The organism is Bacillus sp. EB106-08-02-XG196, from assembly GCF_013396335.1.
In the GTDB taxonomy this organism is placed as follows: domain Bacteria; phylum Bacillota; class Bacilli; order Bacillales; family Cytobacillaceae; genus Neobacillus.
In genome coordinates, this window is record NZ_JABWSY010000029.1 from 26,295 (window position 1) to 37,775 (window position 11,481).

The 11,481-nt window shown below is 40.3% G+C and carries 10 protein-coding genes; 3 read left to right on the forward strand and 7 right to left on the reverse strand.

Annotated features, from left to right (window positions below):
* Nucleotides 1-9 precede the first annotated feature (9 nt).
* Nucleotides 10-1,218 carry a CaiB/BaiF CoA transferase family protein gene (locus MLOOGBEN_RS28170; RefSeq protein ID WP_179161556.1) on the reverse strand — a complete coding sequence of 403 codons (1,209 nt, stop codon included), beginning with the start codon at nt 1,216-1,218 and terminating at the stop codon, nt 10-12.
* A gap of 256 nt (nt 1,219-1,474) precedes the next feature.
* Between MLOOGBEN_RS28170 and MLOOGBEN_RS28175 the strand changes: the two genes are divergently transcribed.
* Both MLOOGBEN_RS28175 and MLOOGBEN_RS28180 read left to right on the forward strand, forming a co-directional pair.
* Complete coding sequence (locus MLOOGBEN_RS28175; protein ID WP_179161557.1) at nt 1,475-2,122, forward strand: GntR family transcriptional regulator; 648 nt, start codon at nt 1,475-1,477, stop codon at nt 2,120-2,122.
* Between the two features lie 160 nt (nt 2,123-2,282).
* On the forward strand, nt 2,283-3,176 hold the full coding sequence (locus tag MLOOGBEN_RS28180) for a hydroxymethylglutaryl-CoA lyase (protein ID WP_179161558.1): 894 nt from the start codon (nt 2,283-2,285) through the stop codon (nt 3,174-3,176).
* A 174-nt stretch (nt 3,177-3,350) separates the two neighbouring features.
* On the opposite strand, the gene MLOOGBEN_RS28185 is transcribed toward MLOOGBEN_RS28180, so the two are convergent.
* The 6 genes from MLOOGBEN_RS28185 to MLOOGBEN_RS28210 form a co-directional block, all read right to left on the reverse strand.
* The gene (locus MLOOGBEN_RS28185) at nt 3,351-4,997 is read right to left on the reverse strand and encodes a M20/M25/M40 family metallo-hydrolase (protein WP_179161559.1); all 1,647 of its coding nucleotides are present in this window, start codon (nt 4,995-4,997) and stop codon (nt 3,351-3,353) included.
* A 51-nt stretch (nt 4,998-5,048) separates the two neighbouring features.
* Nucleotides 5,049-6,248, reverse strand: a complete 1,200-nt coding sequence (locus MLOOGBEN_RS28190) for an aminotransferase class I/II-fold pyridoxal phosphate-dependent enzyme (RefSeq protein ID WP_179161560.1) — start codon at nt 6,246-6,248, stop codon at nt 5,049-5,051.
* A gap of 110 nt (nt 6,249-6,358) precedes the next feature.
* Nucleotides 6,359-7,642, reverse strand: a complete 1,284-nt coding sequence (locus MLOOGBEN_RS28195) for a TRAP transporter large permease (RefSeq protein WP_179161561.1) — start codon at nt 7,640-7,642, stop codon at nt 6,359-6,361.
* The gene (locus MLOOGBEN_RS28200; protein ID WP_179161562.1) at nt 7,639-8,133 is read right to left on the reverse strand and encodes a TRAP transporter small permease; all 495 of its coding nucleotides are present in this window, start codon (nt 8,131-8,133) and stop codon (nt 7,639-7,641) included. The genes MLOOGBEN_RS28195 and MLOOGBEN_RS28200 overlap by 4 nt, the downstream gene beginning before the upstream one ends.
* A gap of 61 nt (nt 8,134-8,194) precedes the next feature.
* Entirely contained in the window at nt 8,195-9,217 is a 1,023-nt protein-coding gene (locus tag MLOOGBEN_RS28205; protein ID WP_179161563.1) for a DctP family TRAP transporter solute-binding subunit, read from the reverse strand.
* A complete protein-coding gene (locus tag MLOOGBEN_RS28210; protein WP_179161564.1) occupies nt 9,214-9,882 on the reverse strand; it encodes a GntR family transcriptional regulator in 669 nt (222 codons plus the stop codon). The genes MLOOGBEN_RS28205 and MLOOGBEN_RS28210 overlap by 4 nt, the downstream gene beginning before the upstream one ends.
* A 109-nt stretch (nt 9,883-9,991) precedes the next feature.
* On the opposite strand from MLOOGBEN_RS28210, the gene MLOOGBEN_RS28215 reads away from it, so the two are divergent.
* The gene (locus MLOOGBEN_RS28215; RefSeq protein WP_179161565.1) at nt 9,992-11,353 is read left to right on the forward strand and encodes an FAD-binding oxidoreductase; all 1,362 of its coding nucleotides are present in this window, start codon (nt 9,992-9,994) and stop codon (nt 11,351-11,353) included.
* Nucleotides 11,354-11,481 lie beyond the last annotated feature (128 nt).

The window sequence follows — 11,481 nt, forward strand, 5'->3', positions numbered from 1 at the left end:
ACTCCCCCATTAGATAATATTATTTCTTGTCAATTCCTCTATTTTTGAAGTATCAAATCCTAATAGATTGCTATATACTTCTGAATTATGCTGTCCCATAGTAGTTGCACCAACATGCTTGACTTTACCTGGTGTCCGGCTTAATTTCGGAACAACTCCAGGCATCGGGAAGTCGCCTAACTCCTCGTGTTCCACATGAATAATCATTTCTCTCTCTTTATATTGAGGGTCTTCAAGAATTTCCTTCGCTGAATAAATAAGGCCACTTGGAACCCCGTTTGCTTCAAGGATCTCTAAACATACCTTCGCTGGTAAAGTCTTCGTCCAAGTTTCAATGATTTGGTCGAGTTCAGCCATATTGTCACTTCTGCCATGATGAGTGGAATACTTTGGATTTTCAAATAACTCAGGCTGCTGCATCGCTTGGCAAAGACGCTTATATACCCCATCCGCATTGGCTCCAATGACAATGTAGGTTTCATCCTGCGTTTTGTATATGTTAGACGGTGCAACACCTGGCAGGATATTCCCCATTCTTTCACGTACATAATCAGCAAGCAGATAATCGGGAATGATACTTTCCATGACCGAAAAGACCGACTCGTAAAGAGCGGTATCTACCACTTGGCCCCTGCCGGATGTATGTCTTTCATTTAAAGCTGTTAAACATCCTATCGTAGCGAATAAAGCAGCTAATGTGTCTCCTATTGAAATCCCAATCCTTGCTGGTGCCCGGTCAGGGAATCCCGTTACATAACGCAGACCGCCCATTGCTTCACCAACACTGCCGAAACCAGCGCGGCTTTTGTATGGTCCGGTTTGTCCAAACCCCGAAGTTCTAACCATAATGATCCCTGGATTGATTTCAGATAACTCCTCGTAGGATAATCCCCATTTTTCCATCGTACCTGGACGGAAATTCTCAATCACAACATCTGCTTCTTTAACCAGTTCCTTAAATATCTCCTGTCCCTCTTTCACACGAAGGTTTAAGGTAACTGACTTTTTATTTCGAGATTGAATCGGCCACCATAGACCATGCCCATCCTTTTGTTTTCCCCATTGTCTCATGGGATCCGCTTTATCAGGCGGCTCGATTTTAATAACCTCTGCTCCAAAGTCTCCCAAAAGACGTCCAGAGAATGGACCTGCTAAAAGTGTACCTAGTTCCAATACACGTATTCCCTGCAAAGGCAACCTTTCGTTCATTTCACTCATATAAGCCACCTCACTCATTTTGTATACAATTCAAGTTAAACTTTATGTAAAACAAATTCTATTTAATTGATATATTACAATCTAACATTACACTCGTCAATAATAATTCATAAAATTCTAATAAATCTGTTACCTGGTATTCCCTCAAATTGTATACAAAAGATGATTATTTGCTATAATGGTGGTAAATCTTTTAATAAGTATGGTAGTTTTTAAAGTAGTTAAAAAGTTTTACCTAAAAGGGGAAATACAATTTATGGACGTGTATGCAGAGATCCGAGGGGATATCCTTAATGGGGTATTAGCACCTGGAGAGAAACTTCGAGAAGAAAAACTGGCAAGTATACTAAATGTAAGCCGTACACCACTCAGAGAGGCAATTCGCAGATTAACAGTAGAAGGACTTTTAATTTACACCCCAAATCGTGGTGTGACAGTCAGGAATTATACACTAGATGATGTCATTGATGCCTATAATTTACGCGCAGTTGTCGAAGGGTATACTGCCTCGTTAGCCGCGTTAAATCGAGACAACCTGCAAATCATTGAATTGGAAGAAGCGAATGCAAATTATAAATCTGTCATCGAAAATGGTTTTAGAGCTGGAGAAAAAGACACAGATGCTATATTAAAATCGAATAGCCAATTCCACGAAATCATTGTATCCATGTCAAAAAGCAGTTATGTAAAGAATGTTTTAAGTTCTTTAGTAGCCATTCCTGTGTTATATCGAGGGTTTTATTGGTTTGACGAAGAAGATTTAAAGACATCGATTCAGCACCATAACAGCCTGATTACAGCTATTAAAAATGGTGATGCAGAGCAAGCCAAAGTGATAATGGCCAGCCATTTATACCATGGCCGGGATCGTGTGGTTCATTACAGTAAATTAAATCAATCCTAGTTTTCAAAGGGTAAGGTGTGTACGTGCGCCTCACCCTTCTTTGTATACATTTTTTTATTTTTATAGAATATTTCGGAGAAAACATTTACTTTTATTTAAATATTGTATACAATTTTAATAAATTATTTTCAGAAGAATGGAAAATCAAGGAGGCGTATGAATGATATATATCAGTGAAGTTGGTCCAAGAGATGGTTTACAGAATGAAAAAAAAATCCTGCCTACTGCCCAGAAGGTAGAATTAATTAACCAGCTTGCCACAGCAGGTATAAAGAAAATTGAATGTGTTTCCTTCGTGAATCCTAAAATTATTAAGCAAATGGCTGATGCAGAAGAGGTTATGAAGGAAATTACAAGGGTTGAGGGAGTATCGTATGGAGGATTGGTTCTTAGCCAATCAGGATTAGACCGAGCCCTAAAGTCAAATGTAAATTTTTTAAATGTGGCAATGGCGGCTAGTAATACATTTAATCAAAAAAATGCAAAAAGAACAGTGGAGGAATCCGTAATTGAACTATCAAGGGTGATCCGTACGGGGGTAGAATCCGGCATCGAAATGATTGGCGTCATCGGAACTGCTTTTGGCTGTCCTTATGATGGGAATGTTCCAAAAGAGAGAGTCATTCGTATAGCTGAAAATTTTCTAGAAGCAGGCTGTAAAGAAATTACGTTAGCAGATACAACCGGAATGGCAAACCCCAAACAAGTTGATGAACTAATTGAATACTTCTATAATCACTTCGGAGATTCTGCTCGACTCGCTCTTCATTTTCATAATACCAGGGGGCTGGGACTTGCCAATACGCTGGCTGGCTACCAAGCTGGAGTCCGTCATTTTGACTCTTCTATTGGTGGATTAGGCGGTTGTCCTTTTGCCCCAAAAGCCGTAGGTAATGTTTGTACAGAAGATATGGTGAATATGTTTCATGAAATGGGAATTAACACTAACATCGAGCTGGATAAACTTATTGAGTCAGCCCTTTGGATAGAAACAGTAATCGAACACACTCTTGATGGAATGGTCATGAAAGCTGGAGTCCCTTGTGCTTTATAACTTTTACCTTTCAATACTACAGGAAAAGTTCAAAAAGCGAACAGTGCCAGGCACTGTTCGCTAAGCTTCTGTTATTTTTACATCATTAATTTTCACGTATCCATTTAATTCTTTTAATCGATTGAGAATTCTTAAAAACATACCTTCCTTTGCGGCATCCTTATCTATTATTTTTTAATTTCTAACTGTATCCATGGGGCCACAAGCTTCTAATTTAATAGGAAACAGGCTTCTGACTAATGTCTCTAACATAACAGGAAGCTGCACAAACGCGCTTTCTATATGAAGCCGCTCTGTACGTTTGTGTGCATCTTTTCCGAAGGGGCCAACGTTTAATACAGGTCCTTGCAGCTCCTGCATTTCTGCAAAAGGAATGCTGTATGTATCTCCCCATACCGGTGTATTACGTTCAAATATTGTCCATCCCTCGCCCTTGTCATCATAAGAAACATAGCTAAGGTCACAGATTCCATTAAAGTAATGAATTTGATTTACTTTTAAATTAAACTGTTCCATTCCAACTTTTTTGATTAAATCGATCGAATCGATGACGAGTGGATCCTTTGAAGTATTGACAGCTGGGTAGTATGGCGGTGCAAACAATAGAACCATAACAGGCCCAAGTTCTTGACACTGGATCATAAGGGAGTCAACGATACGGATAGATTTTTCACGATCATCCCATTTTGGGTTGTTTAAAGCGCTGTTCTTTATCCTTTTAATGGTTTCGGCACCTAATTTTTTTTCAGCATGCACAAGCAGCTCTTCATAGCTTAGAACGGTAACTTTTCCTACGGGATTAACCCCTTCACGTTTACAAATCTCCGAATAAGCCGTATTACAAGCTTTCGCGGCATCCTCTGCCACTTTAGTAAAAATATCCATTACCTCTTCTGCACCGCGTTTCATAAGAAAGACGTTGTAAAGAGCTGCGGCACGATATGGGGTTTGGGTCGAATATTCCATTTTCAAATCTTTTTGCTGGAGTGAAACAGGCAACGGTGTCTTTTCACCGAGGTCTGACTCTCGGAATAATGGATTCCATTCCATCTGTTGTGTCATAAAGGATGCCATAAAATTTGCTGTCATGCCGCTCATAGGTTCTCCAACATGCGTTTCCTTTCCGTAGAATAAAACAGCTGGCATGATTTTCCCGATGGATCCAGAATAAATATAATAGTTTGGGTCACCTGGCTCCTGTGAAAAAGACGGTTCACTATTTAGGAATAATTTGTATGTCAATTGGTGTTGGTCTCGTAACCGAACTAATTCTGGGACCGCAGCACGCATGCCAGCTGAATTTACTTCTTCATCTGGTACTGTGACGAGCAATAAATTGATTGGCCACTTTTCGATACTGGCTTTTTCAATTAAAGCCATATGAAGGGCAAGGCCCATTTTCATGTCCATCGTCCCGCGGCCAAATAAATAGCTGCCAGATTCAAGATCGATACGTGCATCCTCTGGAAGCTCATCTAAACGCTGCCTCAATTTTTGAGTCAATTCCTTTGGCTGGAATGCGAATGGTTCGAGATCACCGTATTCTTCCGTATGAACAGTATCGAAATAACTGATGAGGACAATTGTTTCCGTCACTTCTGGATTTTTATATAAAGCAGTGACGACATTACGCCCTAATCCAGCATCATTAAGCTCTAAGTAAGATGGATTCTCCCTGAAGTAGTCTAATTCCATAAACTTTGCTTTTACCTTATGAGCGAATTCACTCTCGCCTTCAGTAAGAGTTCTGCTCTGCCAGCTTACAAGCTCGCAAAGTAATGCGCACAATGATTCTGGTGTGCCCCATTTTACATTACTCATTTCAAAAACTCCTTTAGATTAAAAAATTTTTGGATGTGCAAGCATTTCTTACTACAAACAACCCTCAGAGCTGGAACCCGATACTACTGACTGCTTGTCTAATGTCTCAATAAATCGCTGGATCCGTTTCATTCCCTCTTCCAGCATTGGCATAGCATAAGCGTAGGAGATGCGTATGTAGCCTTCCCCATGTTTGGTGAACGTACTGCCTGGAACAACGGCAACTCCACCTTCGTGCAATAGCCTTGTCGCGAATTCATAAGACGGCATTCCAAACTGTTGAATAGACGGAAAGATATAGAACGCACCATTTGGTTTTACCACATCAAGTCCCATACTTGTGAGACGTTCGTAGACAAAATCTCGTCGTTTGATATATTCAACATTCATTTCTGAAGGAACATTCCGGCAGGAAGTCAGTGCTTCAATCCCAGCATACTGACTTGGCAAAGTCGCACAAATCGAGTTATACAAGTGTACCTTCACAACATGCTGCATAAGCCTTTCTGGTCCTAAGGTAAATCCAATTCTCCATCCCGTCATGGAATGCGATTTTGATAATCCATGGATGAGAAAAAGTCGATCACGCAGCTGTGGGTAGGATGCAAAGGAGCGGTGTTCACCTGTGAAAGTGTTTTCACTGTAAATTTCATCAGAGACGATATATATATCCAGATTTTCTAGTACAGAAACAAGTTGGTCCATCAATTCAGGATCAATTGTAACACCCGTTGGATTTGATGGGTAATTCAGCAGGATTGCTTTTGTTTTTGGTGTCACCATCGCTAACAGCCGTTCCGGCGATGGAAGGAAGCCTGTATCCGCTGTATCAAAGTAAACGACCTTTGCCCCGCACAGTTCAATGATTGGTTCGTATCCGGAATAGATTGGAGCTGGAATAATCACTTCGTCGTCCTCTTCAAGAATGGTTCGAAATACAGAATCTATTCCTTCACTTGCTCCATTGGTAATGATTACCTCGGTTTCAGGATTATATGAAAAACCGTACGTATCCTCGAAAAACGAAGCTGCTGCCTTTCTTAACTCAAGTAGGCCAGCATTATGAGAATAGCCTGTTTGGTTATTTTCAATGGCACGAATCCCTGCGTTTTTCACAGCATCAGGCGTTGGAAAATCAGGCTGTCCAATGGTCAAATTAATTGCATTCGGGAAATGAATCAATTGATTGGAAAATTGCCGGATTCCAGGGACTTCCAATCGCTTTGCTTTTTGATTAATAGATAATGGCATATTTTTCACCTTTCCTGATGAATTCACTTTTAGATATTGTTAAGGGCGTCCAAAAATTATCTAAAACATTTTAGGCACCCTATTTGATTACAGCTTTTTAAAGGTAAGTTTTATTCAAATAAGCCTGGCAGCCATAGTGATAGTTCAGGAACATACGTAATGACAAGCAAACAGATTATCATAGAAATCATGAATGGTATAATCGCTCGGACAATACGTTCGAACTTTACCTTTCCGACGCTTGAAGCAACGAAAAGATTGACACCAAGCGGCGGAGTAATGAAGCCAATAGCAAGGTTTGCAACGAGTATTACTCCGAAATGAATAGGATCAACACCAACTGCAGTCACAATTGGCAGCAAAATAGGCGTTAATACAACTAGGGCCGAGATTGTGTCAATAAACATTCCAACTATTAATAGTAAAATATTAATGGCGAGTAAAATAACCACTGGGCTCGATGAAAGATCAGTAAGGAAACCAGAAATGTCGTTTGGAATTTGTTCGAGCGTCATAAAATAGGCGAATGATACGGATAACCCGATGATGATCATCGTTGTCGCATTAATGATGACCGCTTCACGAAAGCTCTCAAAGATGCTCTGCCAAGTTAATTCTTTGTAGACAAACTTCCCAATTGCTAAGGCGTATACAACAGCAACAACGGCGGCTTCTGTCGGCGAGAAAATCCCACCGTAAATACCTCCTAAGATAATGACAGGGATTAACAGCGCCCATTTTGCGTCACTTGTTGCTTTCCAAACACTTTTAAAATCCATTCTCTTTACATGTTCGGGTTTGTATCCATTTTTTTTCGAAATGATATAGGATGTAATCATTAATCCAATTCCTATGAGTAGTCCTGGAATAACTCCAGCTAAAAATAAACTTCCAACTGATACGCTTCCGATCACTCCATATAATACAAACGGGATACTTGGTGGAATAATGACACCAATGGATCCGGCAGAGGCTGAAACAGCAGCAGCAAATCCGCCATCATACCTTTTGGCAACCATCGCAGGGATCATGAATCCGCCAATTGCAGCAACGGTTGCTGGCCCCGACCCAGAGATCGCCGCAAAGAACATACAAGCAACGATTGTGACCATCGATAATCCGCCAGTCATCCAGCCAACCATCGCAGTTGCTAAATCAAGCAGGCGTTTTGACACCCCGCCTTTTCCCATTAGGATCCCTGCGAGCATGAAAAAGGGAATAGCCAAAAGCGGGAAGGAGTCGAGGGAAGTGAACGCTTTTTGTGTAATGATATCAAGTGGTAATGTTGAACCAAAGTAAATAGCAACGAGGGCGGATACTCCTAATGAAATGGCTATCGGTACCCCAATCAATAAACAAATGAATAATGTTCCGAATAATAATCCGACCGTCATCCGATAATCTCCTCACTTTCCGGCTTCTCATAGTCCCCTCTCCAAATATCCACTAATTGCTGGATCAACCGGACTGCCATTCCGGCACCTCCAATTGGAACGGCCAAGTAAGCAATCCAAATGGGAATCTGCAGGGCAGGAGTAAGCTGTCCATGTTCGAAGCTTGCAATAACTAAATTTGTCCCAAATACAGCCAAAAATAAAGAAATAAAAAACCAAATAAGAACACCTAAACCTTCAAGTATTTTGCGGGGAGTACCATGAAAACGAGTGATAAACGCCTCAACGCGTATATGTTGACGGAGCTTAACTGCATAACTTGCTCCAATCCACACTTGGAAAATATGTATATAACGGGCGAGTTCTTCTGTCCAGCTAGGTGCTGTTTGAAACACATAACGCCCAATTACCTGACCAAAAATGAGCAAAACCATAAGTGCCAGGGTTAAAACTAATATGATTTCTTCGAAACGGGCGAATTTTTTCACCATTTATTCTCACATCCTTTAATTAATAAGGAATCAAGACAGTGAATCTTGATTCCTCCTTTGTCTACTTATTTGCAGCCAATGCTTTATTAACTAATTCTTCGCCAATTTCAGGAACATATTGGTCATAAACTGATTTTGCAGCTTCACGGAATAGTTCACGCTGCTCAGCTGTCAGTTCATTTACCTTCATGCCGTTTTCTTTTAATTTTTCTAAAAATTCAACATCCTGCTTTTGTGCAATTTCACGCTGCTCTGTACGGTATTCTTCAGATGCTTTAACGACTAATTCCTGCAAATTTTTAGGAAGACCATTATAAAAATCATTATTCATAAGAAGAATCGTTGCCGCGTAAACGTGACCAGTCATAGTTAGGTAATCTTGTACTTCGTAAAATTTATTCGTGTAGTAAAGAGAGATTGGTGATTCCATTGCATCATATGTTTTTTGCTGTAAAGCAGTATATAGTTCACCAAAGGCAAATGGTGAAGCATTCGCACCAAAAGATTTGAAGGTATCAGTATGAACTGGATTTTCTAATGTACGGAATTTTAGACCTTTTAAATCTTCTGGTTTTTCAATCGCTCCTGTATTATTTGACATGTTTCGGAAACCATTTTCAGCAAATACAAGTCCTTTTAAATCATTCGTCTCTAACTCTTTTAATAATTCTTGTCCAAGTTCACCATCGAGTGCTTTGTATGCAGCTTTGTTGTCATTGAAAAGGAATGGCAAGTCGAACACTAAGAATTTCTTGTTGAATGAAGCAAGCGGAGCTAAAGCTGGAATCGTCATTTCAATATTACCAAGCTGTACAGCTTCAATGGCTTCACGGTCTGAGGCATAAAGCTGTCCATTTGGATACAGTTCAACTTTCAAACGGCCGTCTGATTCTTTTTCCAGTTTTTCTTTATACGTTACTGCTGCAAGATGTGAAGATTGTTCTTCTGATACTAAGTAAGCAATACGGATGGTATGTACTTCCTTCTCTCCGCCTTTACCTGATGTCTGAGCGCTTTCCTTTGGTCTGCCGCAGCCTGCAATAACTAGAATACTGACGATTAAAAATAAGAGTAACTTTTTCATTTACTTTCCTCCTTATGGAAATAACTTAAAAATCGATTTTCTACGTTTTGCATATGTTCAAGCATGTTAACTTTTGCTAGCGAAACATCTTTAGCTTCTAGTGCTTCGGTAATCTTTACATGTTCTTCGTAGGCTTCGTATGCACTCATCTGTAATGTGTTCGATAAAACAAGGAATGCGCGGTTGATTCCCGTATTCATTTGATGAATCAATTCGGTGAATTTTGAGTTTCGGTTTCTCGATGCAAGGATCAAATGGAATTCTCGGTCCAATTCAATGAAATCATGGAATTGGTTGTTGGTAACCGCTTCCAATTGAACTTCTAAATTCCCACGTAACTCATTAATGATGTCCTCATCCAACGTTGCGGTAACTTTTTCAATATTGTAAATTTCTAACACGCGTCGAAGTTCCATATACTCGAGTGAATCTTCTATTGTGAATGTTGCAACGGTCGCCGGGCGTCCTTTATGCAGCACAATAAGGCCCTCCACTGCTAACCTTCTAAGTGCTTCCCGAAGTGGAGTACGGCTAATGCCCAGGTCACTGGCTAATCTTTCTTCAGGTAATTCTTCCTCTGGTGCAAGTTCAGCTGAGATAATCGCTTTTTTTAATAAGTTATAAGCTTGGTCAGCCAATGAAACATTCTGATTAATTTTCCTCACAGGTTCAACCCTCACTTCCCTCTGTATACTGTATACAGCTATGATAAATTATGCTAATCTATTTGTAAATATAAATTTTTTGACTATTTTAAAGATTAGGGGGATTTTTATGTTTATCCAACAACTAATTGAGCGCCTAGGGAGTGATAAAGTCAGCCAAAACGAAACTGAATTGTTCCGCCACAGCAAAGATGAATCCTTTCATGAAGCAGTAGAGCCGGACGTGGTCTGCTTTCCAGTAAGTCGAGAAGATGTGGAAGTAATTATGAAAGTGGCAAGGGAATACAAGGTTCCAGTCACAGCGTTTGGAGCTGGTTCAGGATTAGAAGGTCAAGTTGTCCCTATAAAAAAGGGGATTTCCGTAAATTTTGAAAAAATGAATACGGTAGTAAAATTTTCACCTGAAGATTTAACGATTACAGTGCAGCCTGGAATGACAAGGTTACAATTAAATAAGCTAGTCAATCGGCACGGGTTGATGTTTCCAATAGACCCCGGAGCGGACGCAACGATTGGCGGGATGGTTGCAACGAATGCGAGTGGAACGACAGCGGTACGATACGGATCAACGCGGGATCAGCTGCTCGATTTAGAAGTTGTATTAGCGAATGGAACCGTGATTCATACAGGTTCACATGCCAAAAAGTCATCTTCTGGCTATCATTTGACAGGTCTGTTTGCTGGGTCGGAAGGTACCTTAGGCATCATCACAGAAATTACCTTACGTCTTCATGGGATTCCAGAACATACGGTGGCGGCAAAATGCACTTTTGATACACCAAAAGCATGTGCTGAAGCAGCTAAGGCGATTTTACAAAGTGGGATTTCAGTTATGCGAATAGAGCTAGTCGATGCAGAGAGTATCTCACAAGTAAATGCGTATGGAGGCTACACCCTCCCTATTAAACACTCACTATTTTTTGAATTTGCTGGAACGATGAGTGCAGTTGAAGAAGAAGTGAGTCTTGCAGAACAGTTAATGCGTGAGCTCGGTTGTGAGAATTGGGATGTCGCTCGTGATTCTAAGGAACGGATGGAACTATGGAAAGCACGCCACGAAATGGCATATGCATACCGGCATATAAAAGGAATGGCGATTACAGGAGCGGATGTATGTGTGCCAATTTCACGTCTGCCAGAACTAATCGACTATGCGAGGGAATTAATTCATGAAAGTGGATTGATTGGTGGAATATTAGGTCATGTCGGTGATGGGAACTTCCATACCTTGATCGTTTTTGACCCAAAAATACCTGGTGAACAGGAAAAGGCTGAGTATACAAATGAAGCACTTGCAATTAGAGCGATTGAAGTAGGCGGCACGTGTACGGGCGAACATGGGGTTGGTCTCGGTAAAATGAAATTCCAAGAAATTGAGCACGGAGAAGCAGTTGTTATTATGAAGCAAATAAAGCAATTACTAGATCCTGAAGGATTGTTAAATCCCGGGAAAATATTTACTACAGATTGAACCAGGAGAATTATAAGGCAATTTAAATTATATTAATAGCGAACAGTGTCTGGCACCATAGCCATCAAGCTAAGCGAATAACTTTCAATTTTACCAAAATGGACCTATTCTTTCTTTGAAACCTAAAG